At 57.3% G+C, this 25,742-nt stretch carries 32 protein-coding genes; 12 read left to right on the forward strand and 20 right to left on the reverse strand.

Features of this window, described 5'->3' with window-relative positions; all coding sequences use genetic code 11:
* The first annotated feature begins 30 nt into the window (after window positions 1–30).
* Genes AC8GDA_RS02750 through AC8GDA_RS02765 form a run of 4 tightly spaced genes read left to right on the forward strand, consistent with a single transcriptional unit; the run spans window position 31 to window position 4,058 of the window.
* Complete coding sequence (locus AC8GDA_RS02750) at window positions 31–1,650, forward strand: putative 2-aminoethylphosphonate ABC transporter permease subunit (RefSeq protein WP_506556778.1); 1,620 nt, start codon at window positions 31–33, stop codon at window positions 1,648–1,650.
* Window positions 1,647–2,780: a TIGR03364 family FAD-dependent oxidoreductase gene (locus AC8GDA_RS02755; RefSeq protein ID WP_506556779.1), complete on the forward strand. Its 1,134-nt coding sequence runs from the start codon at window positions 1,647–1,649 to the stop codon at window positions 2,778–2,780. The genes AC8GDA_RS02750 and AC8GDA_RS02755 overlap by 4 nt, the downstream gene beginning before the upstream one ends.
* Window positions 2,762–3,553: a phosphonoacetaldehyde hydrolase gene (gene phnX / locus AC8GDA_RS02760; RefSeq protein WP_506556780.1), complete on the forward strand. Its 792-nt coding sequence runs from the start codon at window positions 2,762–2,764 to the stop codon at window positions 3,551–3,553. The genes AC8GDA_RS02755 and phnX overlap by 19 nt, the downstream gene beginning before the upstream one ends.
* On the forward strand, window positions 3,540–4,058 hold the full coding sequence (locus AC8GDA_RS02765) for an HD domain-containing protein (protein ID WP_506556781.1): 519 nt from the start codon (window positions 3,540–3,542) through the stop codon (window positions 4,056–4,058). Before phnX ends, AC8GDA_RS02765 begins: the two co-directional genes overlap by 14 nt.
* On the opposite strand, the gene phnE (AC8GDA_RS02770) is transcribed toward AC8GDA_RS02765, so the two are convergent.
* From phnE (AC8GDA_RS02770) to AC8GDA_RS02790, 5 genes are all read right to left on the reverse strand, one after another.
* Window positions 4,051–4,869 (reverse strand): phosphonate ABC transporter, permease protein PhnE, encoded by an 819-nt coding sequence (gene phnE, locus AC8GDA_RS02770; protein ID WP_506556782.1) that lies wholly within the window; start codon window positions 4,867–4,869, stop codon window positions 4,051–4,053. The two genes, AC8GDA_RS02765 and phnE (AC8GDA_RS02770), sit on opposite strands and share 8 nt — an antisense overlap.
* 19 nt (window positions 4,870–4,888) lie before the next feature.
* Window positions 4,889–5,719, reverse strand: a complete 831-nt coding sequence (gene phnE / locus AC8GDA_RS02775) for a phosphonate ABC transporter, permease protein PhnE (RefSeq protein ID WP_506556783.1) — start codon at window positions 5,717–5,719, stop codon at window positions 4,889–4,891.
* Window positions 5,719–6,489, reverse strand: a complete 771-nt coding sequence (phnC, locus tag AC8GDA_RS02780) for a phosphonate ABC transporter ATP-binding protein (RefSeq protein WP_506556784.1) — start codon at window positions 6,487–6,489, stop codon at window positions 5,719–5,721. The genes phnE (AC8GDA_RS02775) and phnC overlap by 1 nt, the downstream gene beginning before the upstream one ends.
* 45 nt (window positions 6,490–6,534) lie before the next feature.
* Window positions 6,535–7,479 carry a phosphate/phosphite/phosphonate ABC transporter substrate-binding protein gene (gene phnD, locus AC8GDA_RS02785; protein WP_506556785.1) on the reverse strand — a complete coding sequence of 315 codons (945 nt, stop codon included), beginning with the start codon at window positions 7,477–7,479 and terminating at the stop codon, window positions 6,535–6,537.
* Window positions 7,480–7,569: 90 nt separating this feature from the next.
* Window positions 7,570–8,799, reverse strand: coding sequence for an alkaline phosphatase family protein (locus AC8GDA_RS02790; protein WP_506556786.1), 1,230 nt, complete (start codon window positions 8,797–8,799; stop codon window positions 7,570–7,572).
* Between the two features lie 147 nt (window positions 8,800–8,946).
* On the opposite strand from AC8GDA_RS02790, the gene AC8GDA_RS02795 reads away from it, so the two are divergent.
* Both AC8GDA_RS02795 and AC8GDA_RS02800 read left to right on the forward strand, forming a co-directional pair.
* Window positions 8,947–10,164: a BtaA family protein gene (locus tag AC8GDA_RS02795; protein WP_506556787.1), complete on the forward strand. Its 1,218-nt coding sequence runs from the start codon at window positions 8,947–8,949 to the stop codon at window positions 10,162–10,164.
* A complete protein-coding gene (locus AC8GDA_RS02800; RefSeq protein WP_506556788.1) occupies window positions 10,164–10,835 on the forward strand; it encodes a class I SAM-dependent methyltransferase in 672 nt (223 codons plus the stop codon). The genes AC8GDA_RS02795 and AC8GDA_RS02800 overlap by 1 nt, the downstream gene beginning before the upstream one ends.
* 19 nt (window positions 10,836–10,854) lie before the next feature.
* Here the strand turns inward: AC8GDA_RS02800 and AC8GDA_RS02805 are convergent, their stop codons facing one another.
* The 5 genes from AC8GDA_RS02805 to AC8GDA_RS02825 form a co-directional block, all read right to left on the reverse strand.
* Window positions 10,855–11,301 (reverse strand): BLUF domain-containing protein, encoded by a 447-nt coding sequence (locus AC8GDA_RS02805; RefSeq protein ID WP_506556789.1) that lies wholly within the window; start codon window positions 11,299–11,301, stop codon window positions 10,855–10,857.
* A gap of 69 nt (window positions 11,302–11,370) precedes the next feature.
* On the reverse strand, window positions 11,371–11,670 hold the full coding sequence (locus tag AC8GDA_RS02810; protein WP_506557184.1) for a high-potential iron-sulfur protein: 300 nt from the start codon (window positions 11,668–11,670) through the stop codon (window positions 11,371–11,373).
* Between the two features lie 809 nt (window positions 11,671–12,479).
* A complete protein-coding gene (locus tag AC8GDA_RS02815) occupies window positions 12,480–12,830 on the reverse strand; it encodes a DUF6488 family protein (RefSeq protein WP_506556790.1) in 351 nt (116 codons plus the stop codon).
* A gap of 18 nt (window positions 12,831–12,848) precedes the next feature.
* Entirely contained in the window at window positions 12,849–13,634 is a 786-nt protein-coding gene (locus AC8GDA_RS02820) for a HupE/UreJ family protein (RefSeq protein WP_506556791.1), read from the reverse strand.
* Between the two features lie 60 nt (window positions 13,635–13,694).
* Window positions 13,695–14,045 (reverse strand): hypothetical protein, encoded by a 351-nt coding sequence (locus AC8GDA_RS02825; RefSeq protein ID WP_506556792.1) that lies wholly within the window; start codon window positions 14,043–14,045, stop codon window positions 13,695–13,697.
* Between the two features lie 402 nt (window positions 14,046–14,447).
* Between AC8GDA_RS02825 and AC8GDA_RS02830 the strand changes: the two genes are divergently transcribed.
* From AC8GDA_RS02830 to AC8GDA_RS02845, 4 genes are all read left to right on the forward strand, one after another.
* Window positions 14,448–14,738: a nucleotidyltransferase family protein gene (locus tag AC8GDA_RS02830; protein WP_506556793.1), complete on the forward strand. Its 291-nt coding sequence runs from the start codon at window positions 14,448–14,450 to the stop codon at window positions 14,736–14,738.
* A gap of 192 nt (window positions 14,739–14,930) precedes the next feature.
* Window positions 14,931–15,131, forward strand: a complete 201-nt coding sequence (locus AC8GDA_RS02835) for a DUF2283 domain-containing protein (protein WP_506556794.1) — start codon at window positions 14,931–14,933, stop codon at window positions 15,129–15,131.
* Window positions 15,132–15,201: 70 nt separating this feature from the next.
* Complete coding sequence (locus tag AC8GDA_RS02840) at window positions 15,202–15,408, forward strand: type II toxin-antitoxin system HicB family antitoxin (protein ID WP_506556795.1); 207 nt, start codon at window positions 15,202–15,204, stop codon at window positions 15,406–15,408.
* Between the two features lie 276 nt (window positions 15,409–15,684).
* Window positions 15,685–15,909 (forward strand): DUF433 domain-containing protein, encoded by a 225-nt coding sequence (locus AC8GDA_RS02845; protein ID WP_506557185.1) that lies wholly within the window; start codon window positions 15,685–15,687, stop codon window positions 15,907–15,909.
* Window positions 15,910–16,045: 136 nt separating this feature from the next.
* Here AC8GDA_RS02845 and AC8GDA_RS02850 read toward each other — a convergent pair whose 3' ends face one another.
* Window positions 16,046–16,267: a DUF433 domain-containing protein gene (locus AC8GDA_RS02850; protein ID WP_506556796.1), complete on the reverse strand. Its 222-nt coding sequence runs from the start codon at window positions 16,265–16,267 to the stop codon at window positions 16,046–16,048.
* A gap of 219 nt (window positions 16,268–16,486) precedes the next feature.
* Here AC8GDA_RS02850 and AC8GDA_RS02855 point away from each other — a divergent pair, with 219 nt between their 5' ends.
* Together AC8GDA_RS02855 and AC8GDA_RS02860 are read left to right on the forward strand one after the other, a co-directional pair.
* Complete coding sequence (locus tag AC8GDA_RS02855; protein WP_506556797.1) at window positions 16,487–16,765, forward strand: type II toxin-antitoxin system RelE/ParE family toxin; 279 nt, start codon at window positions 16,487–16,489, stop codon at window positions 16,763–16,765.
* 55 nt (window positions 16,766–16,820) lie between these two features.
* Window positions 16,821–17,075, forward strand: coding sequence for a HigA family addiction module antitoxin (locus AC8GDA_RS02860; RefSeq protein WP_506556798.1), 255 nt, complete (start codon window positions 16,821–16,823; stop codon window positions 17,073–17,075).
* Between the two features lie 123 nt (window positions 17,076–17,198).
* On the opposite strand, the gene AC8GDA_RS02865 is transcribed toward AC8GDA_RS02860, so the two are convergent.
* From AC8GDA_RS02865 to AC8GDA_RS02905, 9 genes are all read right to left on the reverse strand, one after another.
* Window positions 17,199–18,161 carry a sulfite exporter TauE/SafE family protein gene (locus AC8GDA_RS02865; protein WP_506556799.1) on the reverse strand — a complete coding sequence of 321 codons (963 nt, stop codon included), beginning with the start codon at window positions 18,159–18,161 and terminating at the stop codon, window positions 17,199–17,201.
* A complete protein-coding gene (locus AC8GDA_RS02870; RefSeq protein WP_506556800.1) occupies window positions 18,158–19,459 on the reverse strand; it encodes a sulfate adenylyltransferase subunit 1 in 1,302 nt (433 codons plus the stop codon). The genes AC8GDA_RS02865 and AC8GDA_RS02870 overlap by 4 nt, the downstream gene beginning before the upstream one ends.
* Window positions 19,459–20,382 (reverse strand): sulfate adenylyltransferase subunit CysD, encoded by a 924-nt coding sequence (gene cysD, locus AC8GDA_RS02875; RefSeq protein ID WP_506556801.1) that lies wholly within the window; start codon window positions 20,380–20,382, stop codon window positions 19,459–19,461. The genes AC8GDA_RS02870 and cysD overlap by 1 nt, the downstream gene beginning before the upstream one ends.
* Window positions 20,366–21,073: a phosphoadenylyl-sulfate reductase gene (locus AC8GDA_RS02880; protein ID WP_506556802.1), complete on the reverse strand. Its 708-nt coding sequence runs from the start codon at window positions 21,071–21,073 to the stop codon at window positions 20,366–20,368. The genes cysD and AC8GDA_RS02880 overlap by 17 nt, the downstream gene beginning before the upstream one ends.
* Window positions 21,066–21,677 carry a sirohydrochlorin chelatase gene (locus tag AC8GDA_RS02885; protein ID WP_506556803.1) on the reverse strand — a complete coding sequence of 204 codons (612 nt, stop codon included), beginning with the start codon at window positions 21,675–21,677 and terminating at the stop codon, window positions 21,066–21,068. The genes AC8GDA_RS02880 and AC8GDA_RS02885 overlap by 8 nt, the downstream gene beginning before the upstream one ends.
* Window positions 21,670–22,539: a uroporphyrinogen-III C-methyltransferase gene (gene cobA / locus AC8GDA_RS02890; RefSeq protein ID WP_506556804.1), complete on the reverse strand. Its 870-nt coding sequence runs from the start codon at window positions 22,537–22,539 to the stop codon at window positions 21,670–21,672. The genes AC8GDA_RS02885 and cobA overlap by 8 nt, the downstream gene beginning before the upstream one ends.
* Window positions 22,536–23,045 carry a DUF934 domain-containing protein gene (locus AC8GDA_RS02895; protein WP_506556805.1) on the reverse strand — a complete coding sequence of 170 codons (510 nt, stop codon included), beginning with the start codon at window positions 23,043–23,045 and terminating at the stop codon, window positions 22,536–22,538. The genes cobA and AC8GDA_RS02895 overlap by 4 nt, the downstream gene beginning before the upstream one ends.
* Window positions 23,042–24,730, reverse strand: coding sequence for a nitrite/sulfite reductase (locus AC8GDA_RS02900; RefSeq protein WP_506556806.1), 1,689 nt, complete (start codon window positions 24,728–24,730; stop codon window positions 23,042–23,044). The genes AC8GDA_RS02895 and AC8GDA_RS02900 overlap by 4 nt, the downstream gene beginning before the upstream one ends.
* 104 nt (window positions 24,731–24,834) lie before the next feature.
* Complete coding sequence (locus AC8GDA_RS02905) at window positions 24,835–25,611, reverse strand: ferredoxin--NADP reductase (RefSeq protein WP_506556807.1); 777 nt, start codon at window positions 25,609–25,611, stop codon at window positions 24,835–24,837.
* Between the last annotated feature and the right edge of the window lie 131 nt (window positions 25,612–25,742).

Genomic DNA, 25,742 nt, shown 5'->3' on the forward strand with positions numbered 1-25,742 from the left:
TCCGACCGCAGTCAGCAAACTGGGATTGCGTTGCTGCTCTTGATCGGTGGCATGGCCTTTGTTCTGCTGCCAGTGCTGACACTGCTCGCCAGGAGTGTTTTTGAGGGGCAGGGTGGTTTTGTCGGGCTTGTCTACTTTGCGGCTTATTTTGAGACGCCCAGCCTCGTAGATTCTCTCGTTCGGAGTATTTGGATTGCGGCGGTGTCATCCTTGGTCACGACTGTCTTGGCCTTTCTCTTTGCCTACTGCATTTGCATGACCCGTATGCCTTTTAAGGGCCTTTTCCGGGGCTTGGCGCTGATTCCACTCATGGCGCCGTCGCTCCTCATGGCCATCAGTCTTGTTTACTGGTTTGGAAATCAAGGCGTGCTCAAGTCGTGGCTTGGTGGCGTCTCCATCTACGGTGAACTCGGAATCTTCTTGGGCTCTGTGCTCTGGACCTTTCCCCATGCCCTCATGATTCTCATGGCCAGTCTTACCGTGCGAGATGGACGGCTGCCCGAGGCTGCGAGAAGCCTTGGCGCGAGTGAATGGCGAGTCTTTCGAACCGTAACGCTACCTCAGGCCCGTTATGGGCTTTGGATGTCATTGATCCTGGTATTCGTCCTGGTCATCACCGACTTTGGTGTTGCAAAGGTGATTGGTGGACAGGCCAACGTGCTAGCCACCGACCTCTACAAACAGGTCATTGGCCAGCAGAATTTCTCGATGGGTGCGGTGGTGGGTGTGATCCTCCTGATGCCTGCGCTGGCTGCATTCTGGCTGGAACGTTATGTCAGGGCTCGGCAGGCGGCAGCGCTCTCAGCGAGGGCCGTGCTGGCCACACCCTCTAAGAGCCGCCTGCTGGCGCTTGTGGCCACGCTGTTCTGTGGCCTGATCAGCCTGGTGTTTCTGGCGATGATTGGAATGGCCATCTTTGCGGCCTTCGCCACCTACTGGCCCTATAACTTGGAGCTGTCTCTGAAGAACTTTCGTTTCAATGACATGGATGGCGGTGGCTGGCAGACTTATTGGAACTCCACTCAAATGGCAGCCGGAACAGCGCTCATTGGTGGTGGCCTGGCCTTTATGACCGCTTGGATCGTTGAGAAATCGAGGGTTCCGAAGGCAGTTCGCGAGGCGACGAATCTACTGGCGACCATGCCCATGGCCATTCCGGGGCTTGTGCTGGGGCTGGGATACATTCTCTTCTTTAACCATCCAGCCCAGCCACTCGGATTTCTCTATGGCTCGATCTGGATTCTCATTCTTTGCACGGTGGCTCATTTTTTCTCAACTGCACACCTCACCATGCTCGCAAGCCTTCGCCAACTCGACAAGGAGTTCGAGTATGTCTCTGAGTCTCTTGGGCAGCCATTCTGGAGGACACTCAGGCGAGTGACCATGCCTGTCTGTCTGCCAGCCACACTAGAGGTCTCGGGCTATTTTTTTGTCAATGCCCTCACGACGGTGTCCGCCGTGGTGTTTCTCTATAGCCCTGCGACGCAGTTGGCATCGGTGGCCGTGTTGAACATGGATGATGCCGGTGATGTGGCTCCCGCTGCGGCGATGGCCGTGCTTATCTTTCTCACGGCCTCAGTGGGGCGGTTACTCTTCGGGGCCTGCTCTTGGTTACTACTGCATCAGACTCAGCGTTGGAGGCTGACTTGAGACGGATTCATTCAGATCTGTTGGTGATTGGCAGCGGCATTGTTGGCCTGGCCCATGCCTGGGCAGCGGCGTCTCGGGGCATGTCGGTCACTGTTCTTGAGAAGAACGATCGCTGTACGGGTGCATCCATTCGAAACTTTGGCTTTGTAACGGTCACAGGCCAGCGGGCCGGCACCACCTGGCAGAGGGCTCGTCGATCGCGAGAGATCTGGGCCGAGATTGCTCCGCAGGCCAAGATTCCCGTCTGTCAGACGGGCCTATGGGTGCTCGGAAGGCGACCCGAGACGGGCCCGGTGCTAGAGGCGTTTGCAGCCTCGGACATGGGGGAAGGCTGCCGGCTCTACTCTGCGGCCGAGCTCTCAGAGCGTGCGCCTTATCTTCGTTCCCAGACGGCATGGGGGGGGCTTTACTCACCCCACGAGCTTCGCGTGGAGTCGGTCACGGCAATCCCCCAGCTTGCAAAGTGGTTGAGTGACCAACTCGGTGTCCGCTTCTTTTTTGGCCAGGAGGCACTCGAGCTCGATGTGGGGCGAGTGAACTGTGCAAATGCATCCTTTGGGGCCGAGCGTGTCGTGCTGTGTCCTGGCACCGAATTGGCAGGACTGGCAGCTCCCTACTTGGCAGGCCATGGTCTGGGGCTGACGCAATTGCAGATGATGCGGCTTGTCCCCCGCAACAATGCGCGGCTACCGAGCGCTGTGATGTCTGATCTGAGTCTTGCTCGCTATGCAGGGTACACCGGGCTTGGGGTGCACCAGCCGCTGCTCGCCCGACTGCAGGAGGAGCAGCCAGAAGCACTGGCCGCGGGTGTGCACCTGATTGTGGTGCAGGGCCTGGACGGTTCATTGGTGGTGGGAGATTCTCACCATCCTGCCCAGGATGTGCTGCCCTTTGTTGATTCAGACATCAACGCCATCATCCTGCGGGAGATGGGCGAGACCTTGGACATCGGTGAGTGTGGGCTGGCCGCCATGTGGCTGGGCTGGTATCCCGTTGGGGGCACAGATGACGCACTGGTGCTCGCACCGCATCCGAGTCTTCGGGTGGTCACTGTGACCAGTGGAACCGGTGCAAGCACCGCTTTTGGATTGGCAGAGGAGGTCATTGAGACATGGATCGGCAACCTTTAAGGGCAGTGGTCTTTGACTGGGCAGGGACGCTCATTGATTTTGGGAGCCATGCGCCGATGGGCGCCTTCGTGGAACTCTTTCACAGGCATGGCGTGGAAATCAGCATCGAGGATGCCCGTGGGCCGATGGGCTTGCCGAAGTGGGATCACATACAGGCTCTGGGACAACTCGCTCACGTGCAGCACCAATGGGAGAGTCGCTACGGTCGTTCGCTCGGTGACGCCGATGTGGACGCGCTCTACGAGGTCTTTGTTCCCATGAATCTCGAGGCGGTGAGGCACCATGCAACGCTTGTTCCGGGAGCGCTTGACACCATTGCATGGCTACGGGATCGGGGGATCAAGATCGGCACCACGACTGGCTACAGCCGCGCCATCATGGAGGTGGTCCTGCCACTGGTTGCGCAACAGGGCTTCGAGCCAGACAGCCTTCTGTGTGCTGGCGACCTTCCAGTGACACGTCCCACACCCCTTGGTATGTATCAGGCCCTCATCGATCTTCAGGCCTGGCCAGCCCAGGCGGTTGTGAAGGTGGATGACACCGTGCCAGGGCTTCTCGAGGGGCGATTTGCAGGCTGCATGACGGTCGGCATACTTGCCAGCGGGAATGAGGCTGGCCTGACCGCAAGTGCTTGGGGATCCATGGATCGAGATGCCCGCCAGGCCGTTCGCATTCGGGTGGCAGAGCGACTGGTCGAGGCACGTCCCGATTATCTTATCGACACGGTGGCCGACTTGCCTGACCTGTTGGAGAAAACCCATGACATCGCTTGACGACCTGCTGTCGATTTATGAGGTCCGAGGGGAGCGGCAGTATGCGGGTGAGCCGGTGGATCAACTGGCGCACGCCTGGCAGTCCCTTCGATTGGCAAGAGATGCAAAGGCTGGTTCCGCCCTGCAATTGGCCGCCTTCTTTCATGACATCGGTCATCTATTTGATGATGCGGATGTTCCGCATGAGCGGGTGGGTGCCGCGGTGCTTGCAGGGCTCCTCGGACCAACGGTGGCACAGGTGGTTGCTCTTCATGTCGATGCCAAACGGTACTTGGTTGCCACCGAGCCAGACTATGCTGCGCTGCTGTCAGAGGACTCTGTCCGAAGTCTGGCTCGGCAGGGAGGGCCGATGACACACAGCGAGACTTTGGACTTTCGGCGCAAGCCCGGGGCCGATCAGGCCATTCGGCTGCGGCGATGGGACGAGGCGGCGAAGGACGGGTCTCTTTGCTCCCCTCCATTTCAGCTCGTTCGGGAGACTGTACACGGCATTCTGGCTAGATAAGGCGCCTTCGTGCTGCGGCGGAGACCCACTCGCTCAGAATGACCGTGACCAAGATGGCCATCAGAATAAGCGTCACCTCTGGCCATGCCAATCGGCTCATGGCGCTCTCGAGCAAAAGCCCGATTCCGCCGGCACCGACCAGCCCAAGCACCGTCGACTCGCGGATATTGATGTCCCAGCGAAAGAGACTGATGGCCACCAGGGTGGGCATGACCTGTGGAAGCACCCCATAGTCAATGACCTGCAGCTTGGATGCGCCTGTGGCTTGAAGTGCCTCGATGGGCTTGATGCTCACCTCTTCAATGCCCTCATAAAGCAGCTTCCCAATGAACCCGATGGAGCGCAAGGCGATGGCAAGGATGCCGGCCAGCGGACCGGGGCCAACGATGGTCACCAGTAGCAGCCCCCAAATGAGAGAGTTGATGGAACGTGAGGCAACGATCAGCAGCAGTGCAATGGGCTGAATGAATCGCCGGCTGGGCGTGGTGTTGCTTGCAGCCAGAAAGGCCAGGGGAACTGCGATGAGAAGCGCCAGGACTGTGCCGAGGGTGGCGATGTGAATGGTTTCAATCAAGGGCGGCCAGAGACGGTCGAGCAGCTCCCAGCGTGGAGGCCACATCCGCGCCCCAATGTCGGCGGCCTGGCGTGGGGCATCCAAGACAAAACCCCAGAGAGTCTGCTCGGTCATGACTTGCCAGCAGAAGACGACCAGAATCACCAACAAGAAGTAGGCAAAGAACCGAATCCACTCCTGTCGAGATGTCCTTCGGTGCCAGCCGGAAGGGCCGTCCTTTGTCTGAATAAGTGGCATGGTGACGCGCCTCCTGGCCCTACTGAATCCGTCGGCGAATGAAGCCCGAGCTGTACTCGGTGGCCAAGACAATGAGGATGATGATGATCAAAATGGCCGCAGCAGAGTCGTACTCGTAGCGATCCATCGCGGTATTCAGCGTCCCGCCGATGCCGCCTGCACCAACAATTCCCACCACAGCCGACTCTCGAAAGTTAATGTCAAAACGGTAGGCCGAGAGACCGGCAAGTCTTGGGAAGATCTGAGGCCAGACGGCATAGTCCACCACCTGCCACCAGCCGGCACCGGTGGATCGAATGGCCTCAAGGGGGGCGGCATCAATCTCCTCGATGTCCTCCGCCAGTAACTTTCCGAGAAAACCAACCGTGGAGAGGGTGAGGGTGAGAAAGCCTGCGAAGGTCCCGAACCCGAAGAGGGCCACAAAGAAAATGGCAATGAGAACCTCTTGGAATGTTCGGGAGAATGCAATGACGCCCCTGCAGAAGAAGTAGACCGGTGCTGGCGCAATGTTTCGGGCGGCTCCGAGCCCAAACGGCACCGAGAGCAGCACTCCGGCCACAGTCGACGTGACCGTCATCGTGAGGCTTTCTTGAAGACCAATCCAGATATCGGCGCCGCGTGAGGTGAAGTCCGGCCTCATGAAGCCCTCGAGAAACCTCACTGCTCGACCAAGACCCTCGGCCACCCGTTCCCAGTTCACATTCACCGAGTCGGTTGCCCAGACCATGTAGGCGAGTACGACCAACAGGGTGCCCCATTTCTGCCAGGCGTGAGCAAAGAGTGGTGGCCGCCGCCAGGTTGGCGCAGACCTCGATGCGGCTGCGCCCATCGGGCTGTAGACCAGCGGCATCAGTCGCCCGTGCCTTCGGTCACGTGTCCCCAGTCCTCTTGACCATAAATGTCGCTGAGTACAGATGGGCTCAATCCCTCCGGAGGACCGTCATAGACCTTCCGACCAGCCTTCAGTCCGACAATCCTGGATGCGAATGAGGTTGCCAAGGGCACATCATGAATATTGATGATGCTTGGGAGTTGCCGCTCCCCGCAGACTTCAACAATGAGTCGCATGATCTGCCGAGAGGTCTTTGGGTCTAGGCTGGCTGTGGGCTCATCAACGAGGAGCAGGCTGGGGGTTTGCTGTAAGGCGCGCGCAATGCCCACCCGTTGTCGCTGGCCACCAGAGAGCTGGTCGGCACGTTTATCCATGTGTTCGGAGAGACCGACCCGTTCAAGGAGAGACAGCGCGCGCGAGACGTCCTCCGCAGAGAAGCGTCGAAGGAGTGATCGCCAGAAAGAGACATAGCCAAGCCGCCCTGAAAGCACGTTCTCCATCACGGTCAGGCGCTCGACCAGCGCAAACTCTTGAAAGATCATGCCAATGCTGCGCCGAATGGTGTGGAGGCGGTTTGCCGGCGCCTGAGTGATGTCGAGGCCATCGAGCAGAATCTGCCCCCCAGTGGGTTCAACCAGGCGATTGACGCATCGAATGAGTGTTGACTTCCCCGCTCCTGATGGTCCGATCAACGCAACAACTTCTCCGGGGCTAACCGTAAGATCCACCCCAGAGAGCGCCAAATCGCCGCGGGCGTAACGCTTTGTCAGATTCCGTATTTCAAGCATCCGAGACCGCTCCGAAAACCTTCGACCTCGGATGGTGCTGCAGGATCACTTACAGGTGTACTTCACATCCATGGCGGTGTCGATCTTGCGAACAACATCCCAATGCTGCTTGTAGGTGATGGGGATGAACTTGGCCTCGCCCGACTTCTCGAACTCTTTCTGCAGATCGGAGCCGGCCCATGGAAAGCTAAAGAAAGCGTCCTTTACCTTCTGAGCCAACTCGGGCTTGAGGTTGTAGACATGGCCATACCCAGTGGTGGGAAACGTCTGCGATTTATAGATGGTTTTGATCTGTGTGGGCTTGACTGCATCTCGGGCAATCATGCGCTTGAGAACTGAGTTTGCAATGGCTGCAGCATCGTAGTCCTTATTGGCCACACCGAGAATGGAGTTGTCGTGCTTGCCCGAGAAGGCCGGGGTGAAATCCTTACCCGCTTCCATCTTGAACTCGGATTTCAACAGGGCCGATGGGGCCTTGTACCCAGAGTTGGAGGTCTCAGAAGTAAACGCCATGCGCTTGCCTTTGATGTCTTCCACCTTGTTGATGCCACTTGTTGGATGGGTGATGATCTCCATCTCGTAGCCAAACGAATTATCGGCTCTGGCCATCATTGCAAATGGCACGAAGCCCGTGCAGTTGACGGCCAGCGGGTTAGAGCCAGTGTTAAAGCCGGCCACGTGGAGTCGGCCTGCACGCATGGCTTCCAGTTGAGCTGCGTTGGACTGGACTGGAAAGAACTGAACTTTCTTGCCAGTTGTTTTTTCCATGTGCTTGATAAAGCCATCCCAGACCTTCGCATAAACGGCGGGGTCTTCTACTGGTGTGTATGCGAAGACCAGGGTGGCGGGATCGACCCAATCTTTGGGATTTGTGGGGGCATCGGCCACAAGGTCGCCATTGGTGTCTTTGAATCGGGCATCCATGGCAAGTGCCATTGGGGCGGTGGCGAGCAATACGGGTGCAAGCGTGAGGGTCAGTAGGCGGTGCATGAATTGAACTCCTAGCGTGAGGGGTTAGACGGCTCGCTCGAATTCTGGGGTGGGGAGATGACAAATTTGTGAAGCAGCCGGGGGCTGAAACTACTTGAGCACCTGTGCGGCAAGTAACCCGCTTGCATCATGCGCAGCCGGCTCAATTCCCAAGAGCCTGCAGAGCAGGGGGTAGACCTCTCGATTGGGCATTCGCGCCAGGGACACTGGCTTGATGGTTGGCCCGTGGGCAATTAGGAAGCCCTGCATCTCCGGGTGCTCAGGGTCAAAGCCGTGCTGCCCTGGTATGGGAAAGGCTAGCCGCCGGTCGCTGAGTGACCATCCCAGCTTGGCCAGACAGACGACATCCGGAACGCGTCGGTGTTCGAGTGGACCGAGCCGCTCTGGTGCCAGGGCCTTGGGCCAACACTGCAGGTTTGGCTCTCTGGAGAGAGCAGCCAGAACAGCCTCTTGTGATTCACCGCCCAAGCGCAACGCGGGGGCCGGGCCCGTCCATTCCCAGCGCGCATTGGGGAAATGCCGAAGCAGTGCAACTCCATCGATGGTCTGGCCCAAGGGCACATGGCTCATGCCATGGTCCGAGACAATCACGAGTGTGGTCTTATCCCAGAGGCCCGCGTTCCGTAACCCTTCGATCAGCAGTCCGATGGCGGCGTCCACCAGTTCCATGGCCTGATTGACCTGTGCACTGTCTGGGCCATGGGCGTGCCCCTCGGAGTCCACGTCGGAGAAATAGAGTGTGGCGAAGTCGGCCTGTGGCCGATCTGGACGAATGTCGGTCAGCCAAGTGAGCAGTCGCTCTGCACGCTCCTTGGAGCTGAGGTCGTGCTGGTAGGGCAGCCAGTCTCTCGGCTGTATGCCGTTGATCAATACCTCAGACCCCGGCCAGAACAGGGTTGAACTGATGCGCCCCTGCCTGCCGGCGGTGACCCAGATGGGTTCGGCCTCTGACCACCAGGCCGGGTTCGTGACGGCTGCACGATCTCGCAGGCGAAAGACCTGATGGGTGATGGTGGGGTCGACCATGGCGTTGTTCAAAATGCCGTGTCGCCCCGGGTATCGGCCGGTCACGATGCTCACATGGTTGGGGAAGGTCACGGAGGGAAAGACGGGGGTGAGTTCCTCAACCCGGGCCCCGCCTGCTGCCAGACGTTGCAGGTTTGGCGCATGTCCACGCGCAAGGTAGTCGGCCCGAAAGCCATCAATGCCGATGAGAATCACCATGGGCTTGGGCACCGTGCGTTGGTCAGCCGCCTGAACGGCGAGCCCGATCAGCGCAGTCAGCAGGGCCGCAGCAGCCCGACGGTACAGGTTGGTCATGTGATGGATCCCGACATTTGCCTCGCCCCATGTTAACAACGGGACAAGACATTACTTGGCTGCTGCGCGCGTCACTGAACTGTCATGTTCATCGTTCAATCTTTCTGAAACATTTCTAAAACAGTGTCAGCGGGAGGCTCAGCATTCATGGCAACCAACTCCATTGCAGTCGATGCCGTTCTTGGCGATTCACCTTCTGACCAAGGGCTGCGGCTGTCAGATCGTTTCTTTGCCTCCCTGTTCAATCATCTTGTCTACCCCCAGATCTGGGAAGACCCGGAGGTGGATCTCGAAGCCCTCGGCCTCCAAGACGGTGAGCATGTGCTTGCGATTGCCTCGGGAGGCTGCAATCTTCTCAATATGCTCACGGCCGCAGATGTTCGCATCTCTGCGCTGGATCTGAGCCGCGCACACATTGCGCTCAACCGCCTTAAGCATGCGTCTGTCAGGGCGTTTGAGTCGCATGACGAGTTCTTTAACTTCTTCGGCCATGCAGACCAGCAGGGCAATCTGAGGCTTTACAGGGACAAGGTGGCCCCGCACCTGGATGAGGCCAGTCGAGCCTACTGGGAGAAGCGGGCACCTCTGCGGCCCCGGATCCATGCGTTTACCCGAAACTTCTATGCCAATGGGGTGCTTGGTCGTTTCATCGGCGTAAGTCACTTCTTTGCGCGGCTTTTCGGGGTGAACCCGCAAGACATTCTCTCGGCCAAGAATCGGCAGGAGCAGGTGGAAATATTTGATGCGACCATGGGCCGAGTGCTCAAGCGTCCCATGGTTCGTCGGGCACTTCAAACACCGTTCGCCCTCTACGGGCTTGGCATTCCGGCGGCCCAGTTCGAAAAGCTCCAGGGTGATGCCCCGTCGATGGCACATGTCGTACACGATCGTTTGCGCAGGCTTGCCTGTGACTTCGACTTGGCCACCAACTACTTTGCCTGGCAGGCGTTTGGAAGACGCTACGACACCGAGGCAAGACAGGCGGTGCCGCGCTACCTAAAGCGGCAGCACTATGCGCACCTGCGAGATCGCATCGACAACGTGGCCATCCATCGGAAGATCGCCACCACCTTCATGGCCGAGCAGCCCCAGGCATCGATTGACGCCTTTGTCTTGCTCGATGCCCAAGACTGGATGAACGACCAGCAGCTCAATGCCCTGTGGTCAGAGATTGACCGAACGGCAAGCTCGGGTGCAAGGGTCATTTTCCGGACTGCAGGAGAAGAGAACATTCTCCTGGGCCGTGTGAATCCAGCCGTTCTTCAGCACTGGCACTACGAGGAGCAGTTGTCCAAACAGCTGCATCAGCAGGATCGGTCCGCCATCTACGGGGGCTTTCACCTGATGCGACGCACGCGGGTCTGATGGCGTCGCAGGGCCTGGAGCAGCATGGGGAGAAGATGGACGGGGTCTACCGCTGGACCCGATACGTGTATGACTGGACCAGGCCCTTTTTCCTATTTGGCCGAGATGCATTGGTCGATGGATTGAACCCGCCTCAAGGGGGCAGGGTCTGTGAACTGGGCTGCGGCACTGCGCACAACCTGATTCGTCTGGCTCGACGCCGACCAGACTTGCAGATCATCGGAGTCGATGCGTCTGGCGCCATGCTGGAAGTGGCTCAACGAAACATTCGGCAGGCTGGGCTGCAAGATCAGGTGGTGTTGGTCCGTGGCTATGCGGAGTCCTACAAGCCGCCGGAGGCAGTGGATGCGGTGCTGTTTCCGTATTCGCTTTCCATGATGCCCGAGCCAGCGCTGGCCATGCAGAACGCAAGTGACTGGCTGAGAGAAGGCGGGGCGATCCATGTGGTGGACTTCGGAGATCTCCGGAGCTGGCCAGGCGTTGCCCGAAAGGCACTGCTGTGGTTTCTCAACCGTTTTGAGGTCTATCCGAGGCCAGAGCTCTTTGAATCGATGCCCGGCTCCATGCGAGTAACGGCCTCGTGGAGGCTTGGGGGCTACTGTGTGAGCGCTATGTTGCAGCAGGCCCGCGCCGTTGACGGCGATACTTCAGCAAAGGCAGTTGCAACCTAAGAGATCTTCGCCAGAGGGGTTATGCGACCCGTTCGAGCAGCAGTTGGAGGGCAGCCGAGCTCTGCGCATCATTGGCCTGTTCGAGGGCATCCAGCAGCACCTCACGGATATCTTCTTGCCCGACCAATTCCATGTCCCAGTTCGGAAAAATGCGCTCTCGAACCTCCTCACTTGTACTCAGTATGACAACGGTCTCATGTCGAGGGTCTGACGTGATCAGTTCCATCAGTCGGGTCACATGTGCCTTGGGTCCTTCGATCCACTGAAAGAAAACGCCGCCGCCAAAAACCAGCAGGCCGGTAATTCCCAAGGGCGGGTTTCGGCGGCGAGACGTGGCCACAATGGCATCCACAGTCTTGTCATCAGCGCCTGCCGATGCATGACTGCAGTACACGAGGTTGTAGAGCAGGTCGTCTCGTAGACCTTTGAGCGGCTCGTCCCTTTGAGGCTCATCTGGCGATGTCATGGCTTTGTACCTGTTACGTTCGAGCTAGCAGTCTTAGCTGACCTGTGGCGATGACAACCAGGCCTTGAATTACGCCTTTGCCCAGGCGGAGCACCATCCTGCTGCGGCAACTTGTTTACCAGCGAAAATCGTACATCCGCCGGCTTTGTCCGAGGCTTTCTTGTAGAGGGCGCAGTTGGCGCAGTTTTGGCTGGCCTGGTGCTTTGGGTACTTCTTGTTGTCGACCTTGGTCGTGTCGGCCTTGTAGCCAAGTGCAGCCGCCTGCGGATCTGTTTCTGCAACCATGGCCTGAGCCTGAACTGCCAATCCTGAGCCCAGTAGTCCGAGTCCAACAGCCGAGTGGATAACAAAAGTGCGTCGTGAATTCATGTCGAGCTCCAAATGAGTGGGGGAGATGGATAGAAATGCAACTGCATAGGCTTGAATCATATTCCCAAAACCACCGCGGCCGTATCCTGACTCACCAACTTGCTGCTACGCGTAGGCGTTTAGTGACGCCTTTACTTTAAATAGTGGGTTTGAGAGTCTTTTGATTGATCGACTTTGTCAATCCCTCCGTGCCGGCCCGGTCTGTGGTCGATGCCTCAGCCGTATTCTCTTCCCTGAGCTTCGGAAACCTCATGCTCGTACCGTCCCATTGCTGGCCACACCAGCAGCGACCTTCTGCGTTAATGATGCAAGTCCCACTCCCACAGCAACGCTCGTCTTCCATCTCAACTCCTTCGAAAAGTTGTTGTCAATTTAAGCAGCATAATGCGCCAGCTTGGGAGGGAAACGTTCGAACCACGCAGGCTCAGTGGGCAACGATCCGTAAGAGCTTTCTTTGAGTAGGGGCATGCTGCGCGTGTGGGATGCGGAGCGTTGCAGATACTAGATTCGGTGCATGGATACGAATCGCGCAACCAAATCAAAAAACAGGGCAGTCATCACATACGTTGTGCTTGTTGCACTCTTTGTGCTGATCTTTGGGGGGCTGTCGCTCTTGAGCCTTTTCCTTGATAACGTGAAACTCTGATCGCGCGGGCATCCGCTCGAGGGATGATTAAGGAACGCCATCGCCTGTTGCTCAGGCCAGCCGTAATCAGAACCTTGTGACGATTCAAGCCATGTAGAGCTCCCAGCCGGAGCCTAAAAGGCCCCGGCCTGTGAGGTTGAGACGTTACTTGGTCATTTGGAGATCACTGACCAGTATGATTTGCAGCAATAAAATTGCCCACCGGGGTGAAAAACATAAAAAGACCGGTCTTGGCTTTGTCCGTCGCTGCTGAGTTCTTGTAAGTCACTCGCCATTCCTTCCCCTTTTTACCGTCAATCATTGATATGGACTCATGTTTGACGGCAGACCAACTTGCCTCGAGCTTTCCGCCCTTGACAAGGCCCTCCTTGCGTTGATCGGCACACCTGATCACGACGGCCTCTGCTGCGGGCTTCGAGCCATGGAAATGACATCCATCGCCAGGGCCCGCTAGGGCGGGATTGGCGAGGGTGGCGGCAATCGACAAACCAATGGTTATGAATAATTTTTTCATGATGAATCCTTTGAATGATTAAAGTGAATTACGGCTCTTGTCGGTGGTGTTTTCGATGTCCATGTCCTCATGGATATGGCGGTGCTCCTCAAAGGGAAAGCGGAAGGTTTCACCGTTGACATCGTGCTGATAACCATGCAGCTGGGCAAAGAGCAGGTAGACACCGGCTGCGATCAAGCCAAGGTTTGCCGTGTAACTGAACCTCGCAAAGGAATCCCTTTTGCGCCAGATTGAAAGCACACCGACCATCACGACTAGCGCAGCGATCTGTCCTAACTCCACCCCTACATTGAAGCTCAGAATTCGCATCAGCATCTGCCAGGAGTCGTCTCCAAGCGGGAGTTGCTGCAGCCGGGTGGATAAGCCGAAACCATGAAGAAGCCCGAAGATAAAGACCATCTTCACTAGGTTCGGCGAGGGCATATTGAAATGCTTCTGAAACCCTCCGTTATTATCAAAGCCCTTGTAAATCACGCTGATTGCGATGATTGCGTCAACAAGCCAGTAGTTCCAGATGATCTTGAAGAACGTGGCAAAGATCAACGTAATACAGTGGCCGATCGTGAAGATCGTGACAAACTTCACAACATCTCGGAAGGTGGTTAGGAAGAACACCACCCCGAACAGAAAGAGCAGGTGGTCGTATCCAGTCAGCATGTGACTTGCACCCAAGCCAACGTACTGAAGGTAACCCCCGTCAAGCATACGCTGCTTGTCCTCTTCGCTGATGCCGTGTGCGAGCGCAACCAGAGGGAAAGCGACAAGCAAAAATAGCCCCAATTTCTGGGGAAGGCTGAATTTCATAAAGACTCCTTTGAAAACGAATAAACGTCGCTCCTTCTCAAAGGAGCGACTACTCCGAGATCAAAGAAGTATCTGCGGCGGGCGCAACAATCCCTCGAGGAAGATGTCTGGTGGTTGCGCAATGAGCAGCACCGGCTGCTTGTGGCTCGCAAATCCGTTCAGTTTTGCGCCCTCACCGTCGAGCAGGCCGACTGATTGAAAGCTGTCCCCACTGTGGGCATGTGTTCCCGCAGCATCATAGTGCCCGACATGCACTGCGAAATCGTCGTGATGGTGATGGTCCAGCATCAATTCGTGTGCTGTGGCCACGTGAAGCGTGTTGTGAGCGGAAACCCCCAAGCCTGCTGCTGATCCAATGACCAGCTGCAAGCAGACAAGAACGAGCACAAAGGGATTTTTTGAACAGATCACGACCGTAGTTTAGCTCGGCACAGTGCTGAGAGAACAAGCACTCCCCGCGCCAACTTCGTGTTCCCGAAGATTTGGAGTGGTGGACGGCACAGGGTTCGAACCTGTGACCCCTGCCGTGTGAAGACGCCAGCCAGTTTTTATTCTCAATAAAAATCAATGGCTTATAAGAATTCTGAGCCGCTGTAGTTAAAAAGTAATTAACTCACGGGCACGGGTTCTGCTCAGAACCAGGGTCTGCTCACAAGCAGGGCCTGCTCATGAAGTGTCCGGAAACAGGACAGAAAAAGAGCAGAGCCTGTTCTGGGACACACGAGATCGGTTCCATTCTGGGCTCCGATCATCTTGCTCAAAAGTAGCGTAGACGCTTTAATAGGGAACTAGACACCATTAACGAACGTCGTGATGAGACCCTCCGAGGCATTGGCTGCGCACCGAAATGAGATTCGTGAGATTGTTCGATCCCATCGAACGCTAAACGCACGGGTTTTTGGATCTGTGCTGAACGAATCAGACACAGAGGAGAGTGACCTCGACATCCTCGTCGACACCACGGAGGAAACCACTCTGTTTGATTTAGGTGCCATCCGTTTCAAGCTTCGTCACTTGTTGGGTGTCCGAGTTGATGTACTCACGCCCGATGGGCTTCCTGACAAATTCCGCCAAGCAGTAATTGCTGAGGCACGTCCGGTATGAGTCGCCACTGGCTCAGAGTTGCGGACGACTTGGAGGTTGACGCAATGGGCGACATCTCGTCCTAAACGAAACTCACAAGGTTCGCAGGTTGAAACTCATATCCGACATTTCCGTGACGGAGGAGGGACAGTTGGTGGTGATGGTGATTACCGTCGTAGCAACCAGTAAGTTTGAAGAGTATGGAGTTTCACCATGAAGACTGAATACGATCGGCATGCAGACGCCATTTACATCCGTTTGCTTGCGGCCACTGTGGTTGAGAGCAATGAGGTCCGTCCCGGCGTGGTGTTGGACGTTGATGCCGATGGCAAAGTACTTGGCATTGAAATGTTGGATGTAAGCGAGCGCACCCATAACCCCCGAGAATTGGCCATGGAGTTGATGGGTGAGTGATCGGCTCAGAGATGCTCATCACTCGGCGTCCTATGAGTATTCCGGGTTAGGGCCTGATGAGGGAGAACCTATGAAATACGCAGTTGTTATGGAGCGTGCGGAACATAATTTTTCGGCATTCGTTCCAGATCTGCCCGGGTGCATTGCCACCGCGGGCTCTATCATCGAGCTTGAGCAGGAGATTAAGAAGGCCATATCCTTCCATATCGACGGACTCAGGGAGGATGGAATGACAGTGCCTGAGCCGAATTGTTCAGTTGAATACGTCGAAGTCTAGATCTGGTTAACGATCTGTCTCGTCGCGACTTTTTTCAGATCCCATATCTCCGACACTTGAGGGTCGAGGCAGTGATTACCGCGGCTGAGGAGGGTGGATTTATCGCTCACGATCCGAGGACAGGGACGACCACTAAAGGTGAGAGCGTCGAGGAGGCCTCTGCGAACCTGCTTGAGGATGTTCAACTATTTCTTGAGACGTCTCCAGAAAAAAACACTTGAGGCCTTAGTGGACCAAATGCCCAGCTTTGATCGCATCACCCAGGAGCCGGGCAAGATGGGCGGGCGGGCGTGTATTCGACGCTTGCGTGTGACCGTAAGCATGATCGTTGGCCAGATTGGCGCGGGTCGCACAAGCGCTGAGATACTTGCCGACTACCCTTACTTAGAGGCTGAGGATTTGAGCCAGGCCTTGAGATATGCAGCTTGTCGAGCCGGTGAGGTTGAGATTACGTCAGGGGAATTTTCACGCAGATTGGTATCGGACGTAACGAAAACCTGAAAGCCTCCGGCCTCAGCCATCGCCAGCAGTTCACCATTTCTAAGCGTTGACCACCCAAGCTCGTAGGCTGTTGAGACCTCATGGCCAGATAAAAACTCTCTGAGAGGCACAGGCGTGCCTTGGTCAAACAGAACCTTCACGCAGCAGTGAACGAGTGCTTGGCCGCGAACTCCAGAACTGCCCTTGCCTGGGCAAGCCTTACACCCGGAAAGAGCTCGGTGAATTCCTTTACCGACACACCATCCTCAAGATTCTCTAACAGCGCTGCAAGGGGTACCCGAGAGCCAACAAAAACCCAAGCGCCACTGACTCTATCTGCAGAGCTTTCGACTTCGGGGCAATTTGACCAATCAATCATTCAAAGATGCTAGCACCTGAAAGTCGCTTCGTCATGCCTTCGTCTTCAAACGCACGCTGAAGTACGCGGCTTACACCCAACACTTCCTGCAAAAATCAATTTTTTGACCGCAGGTACCGCAGTCGCGTCGGAGCTTTGCGAGAGGAAAATGATGAGACACTTCTAAGTGGTGCAATCTTATAGATTGCATAAAGTACGTGCGCACACTACACTTTATGAGTGATCAAACATTTTCAGCACAAAGGCCTTGAGCGCTTCTTTCGCCGTGGCGAAACCAAGGGTATCCAGGCGCAGCATCAACAGAGGATTCAACGGATCTTGGATTTACTCGACGATGCCAGCAAACCGCCAGAGTTAGCAATTCCTGGCATGTTCTTGCACCCGCTCAAGGGTCACAGGAAAGGCCAATGGGCTATGACTGTCTCGGGAAACTGGCGCATCACATTCGCTTTCGATGGTGAAGATGTCATCGTCGTCAACCTAGAGGACTATCACTAATATGGCTACTCAATCACTACGTAATCCCAATCGTCGGCCAACTCATCCTGGTGCCGTGCTGCGTGAAGATGTCCTGCCTGCGCTCAAGATGACCCAGAAAGACTTTGCCGATTGGATCGGTGTGTCCCGCCTTAGCGTCTCTGAACTCGTAAATGAAAAACGCACGGTGACACCGGACATGGCCATGCGTTTAGGTAAGGCACTAGGTAACGGACCGCAGATTTGGTTGCGTATGCAACAAACTTTGGACCTCTGGGACTTGGACCAGCGCGACACCTATCGCTCCATCAAGACGCTGGAACTTGTCTAGACACGGCATTTGTTCAGGGTTCTCCAGGACCGCACCTGCATGATACTTTTTAAGCCACTCAAGGGTTGGTTTTCGTAGATCTATGACAGGTACCTTGTTTAAACTCCGCAAACAGGGCGAGGTTCAAAAGATCAGGTTCCACAGACTCAGCGCGACGATCAGTCCACCAACCCCAGCCATCAAGACCCGAGGCCGGACAAATCGGCAGACTATTGCGGCCAGGGGCGCAGCAAGAAGACCCCCGGCCACCAGACCGGCGATAGTAAGCCAAGGGCTGCTCGTAATCACCAGCGAGAAACTTGCTGCTGTGACCAGGGTGAGGAAAAACTCTGCCAAGTTCACCGATCCGATGGTTGTCCGAGGGTCGTGTCCAGCGCCTATGAGACTAGTAGTGACCACGGGACCCCAGCCCCCCCCGCCGGAGGAGTCGACAAAGCCGCCGACAAAGGCAAGCTTCCCAACATGTCGCATCGCCTGCTGAATGACGAGCTGACCCCAGATCGCCCGGCAGAAAATGTAGATGCCCATGATCATTAGATAGACCACGATTACCTGCCTCAGCCATTCTGAGTCAAGCTGGGTGACGACCAGCACCCCCAGTAGCGAACCCAGCGTACCAGGCAAGAGCAGTCGCACGAAGAGGATCCATCGCACATTCCCAAATCGGATATGAGAAATGCCAGACAGCCCGGTCGTAAAGACCTCAGCAATGTGCACACTGGCACTGGCCACGGCTGGACTCGCACCGGTGCTCAAGAGAAAACTGGTTGCCGAGAGGCCGTAGGCCATTCCGAGCGCACCATCAATTAGCTGCGCCGCAAATCCGACTGCAACCGCTACCCAAAAGGTCTCGCTCTGGAGGCTCTCGGTGAGTACCGTGCCAGACTCATCGCCATTGGCAATCATGAAGCGGATGGCCAGATACAGCGTGATGCCCAGCAGCATGAGGCCCGTGAACCAGACTGCCCAGACCAGCCGGGGATGGGTCTGCTCTTCCCGCACGAAACGATCGAGCGGCGGCAGGCCCGCAGCCTGATGCGCTCGGTTGAGCTGAGTCACGGAGAGGTCAGGATCGCGAATTTTCACTCGCGAATCATCCCCGCGGCGACCGTCTGATTAGAGGCCTCATCAATCAAAATGAAGGCCCCCGTGCTGGGCTGTAGGCGATACTCATCGGGCAAGACGGGAGAGGCGAGTCGGACCGATACCCGACCGATCTCGTTCACCGAGAGCACCTGCGCATCGACTCGGCCAAGGGCCTCTAAGTCGAGACGGTCTATGACCTCTAACCGTGCCAGCGTCTCCCGTGTGGCCTGCCTCAGCAGATAACGCCGGTCAGCAGAGAGCGGGTGAACATCTAGCCAAGCAAGGTCTGCCTCTAGTTGACGCCTTGGGGAAGGTGCTTGGTCACTCGGGACGAGAACATCTCCCCGCGCGAGATCTAGGTCTCGATCGAGTGAGACCAAGACCGATTGGCCTGCAAAAGCCTGCTGTCGGACCTCGCCAGCGACCACGATCTGGCTGACCTGAGCCGACTGTCCAGAGGGAAAGAGCGAGACCGTCTCGCCGACCTCAAGCCGACCAGACTCCAGCCGACCCGCATAGGCCCGTTGGTCTGACCGGGTGTGGCCATCCCATCGGAGAACAAGCTGAATGGGCAGTCTGAGGGGCGACCCAGGATGCACAACCTGCTCGAGAGACTCGAGTAAGGACAGAAGGGTCGGCCCCCGATACCAGGCCATCTGGTCTGAGGGCGTCACCACGTTATCCCCCTTCAAGGCAGAGATCGGGATGTAATGTGTCGCCTGAGGCTCGAGCCGACTGAGCAGGTCCCGATGCGCCCGAACAATTCGGTCGAAGGTCTGCTGATCGAAATCAACGAGGTCCATCTTATTGACCGCGACAACGAGATGGCGAATCCCCAGCAGATTAGCCAGTGCAGTATGCCGACGGGTCTGCAGCAGGAGGGAGTCGCCCTCGACCTGGGAGGCATCAATGAGGATGATGACTGCATCAGCGGTCGAGGCGCCCGTCACCATGTTCCGGGTGTACTGCTCATGGCCGGGGCAGTCGGCGATGATGAATTTTTTTCGGGCCGTTGAAAAGTAACGGTAGGCGACATCGATGGTGATACCCTGCTCCCGCTCAGACTCGAGGCCATCGGTCAGGAAGGAAAGGTCAATCTCGCCCTCGCTGACTCGCTTGTTTCTCGCAGACGAGAGGGCGAGAAGTTGGTCAGAGAGAATGGCCCGGGAGTCGAAGAGCAGGCGCCCGATGAGCGTACTTTTCCCATCATCGACACTCCCCGCCGTGATAAACCGGATCAGTCCGGTGGACTGGGGACCGGCATCGGTCCCCATGGGTGGCTGAAACATTGGCTTCATCAGAAATAGCCCTCTTTCTTGCGCCTTTCCATAGAGGCCTCGTTGGTCTGATCGTCCAGCCTCGTGGCCCCTCGCTCACTCAACTCTGCAGACGCCGTCTCTGCAAGAATCTCGACCGGACTATTCGCCACGCTCTCGACCGGGCATGTGCAGGTGATGTCCCCAACGGTTCTAAAGCGGACCGACAGGCTCTCGACATGGTCGCCCTCTCGGGGTGGCGTCAGGTGGGTGACAGGCTGCAGCAGACTGCCCCGACGAACGACCGAACGAATGTGGGCGAAATAGATCCTGGGCAGTGCCAGCTGCTCACGCTCTATGTATTGCCAGATGTCGAACTCTGTCCAGTTTGAAATCGGGAAGACTCGCATGTGTTCGCCCTTGGCCACACGTGCGTTGTAGAGGCTCCAGAGTTCTGGTCGCTGACTCTTCGGATTCCACTGACCAAACTCATCTCGAAACGAAAAAATCCGCTCCTTGGCCCGAGCTTTTTCCTCATCTCGGCGGGCGCCCCCCAGCAGTGCATCGAACTGAAATTCTTCTATGGCCTCGAGCAGTGTGATCGATTGGGCGGCGTTCCGAGAGTCGTGCTCGCCTCTCAGCCGCACCGTGCCCCGACCTATTGACTCCTCAACAGATCGAACAATCAGCCGCTCACCGAGTTCCTCGGTTCGACGATCTCGGCATTCAATGACCTCCGGAAAATTGTGGCCCGTATCAATGTGCAGGAGCGGGAAGGGAAAGCCTGTCGGACGGAAGGCCTTTTCTGCGATCCGAAGCATGACAAGACTGTCTTTCCCACCAGAAAAAAGCAGCGCCGGTCGGGCCGAGCAGGCAGCGACCTCTCGCATGATGTAGATGGCCTCGCTCTCCAGGGCATCTAGGTGGGCTGCCTGTAGGCCGCTTTGACTAACTCTGTCTGACATGTAAACCGCACTCCTTCTTCTCATCGTTTTCCCACCACCAGCGACCCGCTCGAATGTCCTCACCCGGCCCGATGGCCCGTGTGCAGGGCGCACAGCCGATGCTCGGATAGCCCCGCCCGTGCAGCGGATTGGTCGGGATGCCGTAGGCTCGCAGATAGGCCCAGACATCGTCTTCGGTCCATGCTGCAAGGGGGTTGGCCTTCACAAGTCCCCAGGTTGAATCCATCTCAAGCTCAACGACCTCTGAGCGGCCAACGGACTGTCCTCGACGAAGGCCGGTGATCCAGGCCGTCCTGCCTTGGAGCGCCCGACGCAGGGGTTCTAACTTTCGAATGTCGCAGCAGCTCAAGCGCTGGGACCGACTCTCGAAGAAGCCATTGATGCCATTGACTCGAACGTAGTCCTCCACCTCGACCTGATTGGGGAAGTAGACCTGAATGCGACGCTGAAAATGGACCTCGGTCTCGGCGAGCAAGGCATGGGTCTCGGGATGAAGTCGGCCTGTGTCCAGAGTAAAGACTTCAACTGTGAGGCCAGACCTCGAAATGAGGTCGAGCAGTACCTGGTCCTCTGCCCCGAGACTGGTTGAGAAGGCTGGGGCCGGACCGGCTGCGACCGCCTCCCGGAGAATGTCGAGAGATCGGTCCAATCTGACCCGGAGTGAGTCTAAAATCTCAGGGAAATCAGGCATGTTTTTTCTCGATGAATCGATCCGGCAGAGCAGAGGTAATCCCCCTCAGGCGCTGAAGAAGCAGGGCTCGTGCAGAGGACTGGGCGCAGCCAAGAACAACTGCATCCTCGAGTAGATCCAGAAAGACCTGCTCTAACTCGACGAGCCCTTCCTCGAGCACCTTTAGCTTTTCAAGGCATGCAATCGGCTCTCCAGACGGCGAACGCCAGGCAGTGCCTTGATGCTGACTACGAGTAGCCCGCTCAAGAATCGCACCCCGAATCTCTGGATCCTCCATAAGGACTGGCGCCGCTGTGAACTGAATCGTGGGCCGGCGCAGACCCAGCGCCTCGAGGCGTTCTGGAAGATCCTGCTGGACATGAAATCCCGCTGCGAGTAACAGCGGCTCAACCTGAAACTGGTCAACCCCTTGCTCTGCGAGTGTCTCCACGACTTCCTCCAGACTTGGGGATGCATGCTCGAAGAAGGCCAGCTTGGCTGGACCAAAGGGCCAGCGTTGCAGGGCCTCTGTTTCGAGCTGATCGAAGGGCAGTCTCCAGTCGGCAGACTTCGAGCCGTGGGCCAACAAAATGAGTGCTCGGACGGGATTGGGATGCTTAGGCATGAAGTCCTCCAGAAGTGTCAGCCACAACCCATACCGGTGCGTTCATCCTCGATGCATCGACCTCCGATGCACCAACGCTCACCAGGTCGGCCTGCAACGCGGGGCTGACCATCTCACCCACCACATCACCCAGAATCAGGCAGACAGGTCCAGAGAGAGGCCTGGGGGTCGCGACTGCCAACTCCTGGAGCGTGAGCCGCTCTCTCTCACCAGTACCGCCTGCATTCTCGACAAGCGCCACTGGACGCTCTGGAGGCAGGCCGGCCGCCAAGAGCTGACGAGCAATGGCCTGGCGATGGTGCCCTCCCATGTAGATGACCGCGGTATCGGCTGCCAAGGCCGCAGCAACCCAGTTGCGACCGGGATCGGTTCCACGCCCAGTTGCGGGCGTGAGAAAGACGATCGAGCGGGCGAGACCTCTTGCCGAGAGGCTGATGCCCAAGGTGGCAGCCGATGCGCTGGCGGCGGTAACACCCGGCAGAATTTCAAAAGGTATTCCCGCACGGCGCACAGCCTCGACCTCCTCGGTCAGTCGACCAAAGATCGAGGGGTCGCCACCCTTGAGTCGAACCACCCGACGGCCCCGTGCAGCATGGTTGACCAGTTGACGCCCGATGAAGGCTTGTTCGGTCGATGGGCGGCCCGAGCGCTTGCCCACAAAAATCCATTCCGCTTCCGGTGAGGCCTCTCTAAATCCAGTCTCGTCGAGGAGAGCATCAAACAAGACGACGTCTGCGGTCTCGAGCGCCCGCCAGGCCGCCCGCGTGACCTGATCAGTACCTCCTGGCCCTGCGCCCACAAACTGGACCATCCCAAGCGCTGGTGCATCCGTCAAGGACTTGCGACCAGTGGTCGGCCTCATGATGTCTCTCCGGTCGGTGAATCGACGGCCTGTGACTGTTGAGCGCTGCCAATGAGGCCCGGTCGTCCGTCGGCTGCGGTCTGGTAATGCCCGCCGAAGGGCTTCAAAAGTTGGGCTGCCTGCTCTCGAACAAGGGCCTCCACCGAGGCTGGATCTCGGCCGGCGACGTGCGCAACATCAAAGCCCGAACGCCTGAGAAAGTAAAAGAGGTCAGGATGAATGGTTCCGACCGCATGCAGACGGATCGGAAGACCGCGCTCTCGAATTCGGGCTGCAAGCGTGAATCCGCGACCGTCTGTTGGCTTGTCGAATCGAATGTTGACTTCCCCCTCGCCCATGGTCTGTGCGAGCTGCTCTCGATGGTCCCGACTCGGATCAAGCGTTAGTGAGACGGGCTTGATGCCGAGGGGATTTCCGGTTTGAAGGCAGATGGCGAAAGAAGCAGAGCCTGGGGCCTCTGCTGCTGTCTCTGCCTGGGTCTGCGGCAGTGAGGGAAGAGCGCTCATGCGACGATCTCCTCGGCAGGCCTTCGTCTCACGGTGTTTGCGGCCTCGACGAAGGGCTCATGACCGAGCCGGATGAGCGCCTCTCGAAACGACTCACCCGGCTCGCGTGACTCCAGGTACTGGTCGAGAACCGCCTCGATCGCATCGGCGATTTCGTCCTCGGAAAAGGCCTTCCCTACAATCTTTCCGAGGGCAGCTGGTGCACCATGGCCAGAGTGCCCCCCCAACAGCAGTTGATAGAAGGCAGCTCCATCCTTATCAACGCCCAGAATACCCAAGTGGCCGATGTGATGGTGACCGCAGCTGTTGATGCAGCCAGAGATGCGCAGGTCAATCGGCCCAAGGTCCTCCTGCTCCTCGATCTGGCGGTAGCGTGCGGCGATCTCCTCTGCGATGGGAATCGACCGAGCATTGGCCAAGGAGCAGAAGTCCCCACCCGGGCAGCAGACCATGTCCCCGATCAGCCCACCCACGGGCATTGCTAGCTTGAGTTCGTCGAGGGCATTGAAAAGGCTAGAGAGGTCTTGCTCCCGAACGGCCGGAAGCACGAGGTCCTGAGTATGCGTCACCCGGAGGAAACCCTGGCTAAATTGATCTGCCAAGTCGGCGAGCCGGTCCATTTCATGGCTAAAGAGGTCGCCCGGAGCGCGCCCGACTCCCTTAATGCTGATAAGAATAGCTGCCATGCCCTCAACTCGATGGGGCAGGCGATTGCGAGTTACCCACCGAGTGAAGCGGTCAGGATCAATCGGCTCGCTGCTGACCGTCTCCTTGGGTGTCCTTTCTGCAGCCGACCAGTCAGGGTCGATGAAGGAAGCCTCGACTCGCGCAAGGTCAGATGCTGTCAGCCGATCGGGTCCACCTCTCAGGCCCCCGAACTCTACCTCGACAAGACGCTCGAAGGCCTCCAGACCCACAGACCGAACCAGAATCTTGATACGTGCCTTCGTGAGATTGTCTCGACGGCCGAGCTCGTTGTAGACCCTCATGACCGCGTGGGTGTAGGAGAGAAGATCACGCCACTCCAGTCGTTCCCGGATGACCGGACCCAAGATGGGAGTCCGGCCCAGGCCGCCGCCCACCCGCACCCGGAATATTGCCTCTGGATGGGCCTCGACCACCTCGAACGCAAGGTCGTGGACCTGCACCAGGGCCCTGTCCTCTACCGTACCGGTAAAGGCGACCTTGAATTTTCTCGGCAGAAAACTGAGCTCTGGATGAAAGCTACTCCACTGGCGAAGCATCTCGGCATAGGGCCGCGGATCCAGAATCTCATCGGGAGCAATGCCAGCCAGTGCATCGCTCGTGATATTGCGCAGGCAGTTCCCGCTCGATTGAATGCCATGGAGCCCGACCTCCGCCAGGTCTGCCAAAGCCTGGGGAACATCCTCTACCGCAATCCAGTTGAGCTGGAGGTTCTGCCGAGTGGTGAGGTGACCATAGCCCCTGTCGTAGTCTCGGGCCACCTTGGCGAGACACCTCAGTTGGGGGCTGCGAAGCATGCCGTAGGCGATGGCGATGCGCAGCATGGGCGCATGCCGCTGGAGATAGAGGCCATTTTGAAGCCTCAGCGGCCGAAACTCGTCATCGCTCAGATGCCCTGACTGATGCCGAGCGAGTTGTCCCTTGAACTGCAGGGCCCGCTCCCGAAGGCGGGCGGTATCAAATGGTGTTGGCTGGTACACAAGACACTCCTCTAGGAAGGTCACCAGCCTAACGGTGCTCTACATCATTGAGAAATAACTCTTCGCACTTTGCTTATGTGGGAAAGAAATATGAGGTCCCTTTCCTAGCGTTCGACAAATGCCCGCTCAATCACATAGTCGCCCGGCTGGCCCAGACCAGCCGACACTTGAAAGCCTCGGGCATCGAGCATTTCTGCCGTCTCCCTGAGCATGGCGGGGCTTCCGCAGATCATGCCCCGATCGACTGCCGGGTCCAGCGGGGGGAGGCCGATGTCCTCAAAGAGATTGCCGGTCTCGATGGCAGTGGTGAGTCGCCCTGTGTGTGTGAAGGCTTCTCGGCTGACGGTCGGGTAGTAGATGAGCTGTTGACTCACCATCTCACCCAAAAACTCATGCCGAGGCAACACCTCGCGAAGGTAGTCGGCATACGCTAACTCGCTCACAGTCCGAACGCCATGAATGAGCACCACCTTCTCGAACCGTTCGTAGGTGTCTGGGTCTCGGATGATGCTCATGAAAGGGGCCAGGCCAGTGCCAGTGGAGAAGAGATAGAGGTGCTTACCGGGGCGCAGGTCATCGATGACCAGCGTACCCGTAGCCTTCTCGCCGACATGGATGTCGTCCCCCACCTGAATGTGCTGAAGGCGAGAGGTGAGCGGACCACTCGGCACTTTGATGGAGAGAAACTCTAGTTCTTCCTCGTAGTTTGGGCTCACCACACTGTAGGCCCGCAACAGCGGCTTGTCTTCTACCTCGAGGCCAATCATCACAAAGTGACCGTTGCGAAAACGGAAACTCTGGTCGCGGGTGGTCTTGAAGGAAAAGAGAGTGTCGTTCCAGTGGGTGACAGAGGTCACCGCCTCGATGCGAGTCTTGGCCATGATTGATATTGAGGATAGGAAATGAGCCCGGATTGTCTCAGCTTGCTAGAGCGTGCTCATTGATTAGGACTAAACAAATAGTCATGAGCTTATTCGGTTTTTTCGCTTGTAACGGGATGGCCTCTGTTTCA

Origin of the sequence: Hahnella aquatica (SeqCode), from assembly GCF_965194505.1 — a bacterium.
In the GTDB taxonomy this organism is placed as follows: Bacteria; Pseudomonadota; Gammaproteobacteria; order Burkholderiales; family Burkholderiaceae_A; genus Hahnella; species Hahnella aquatica.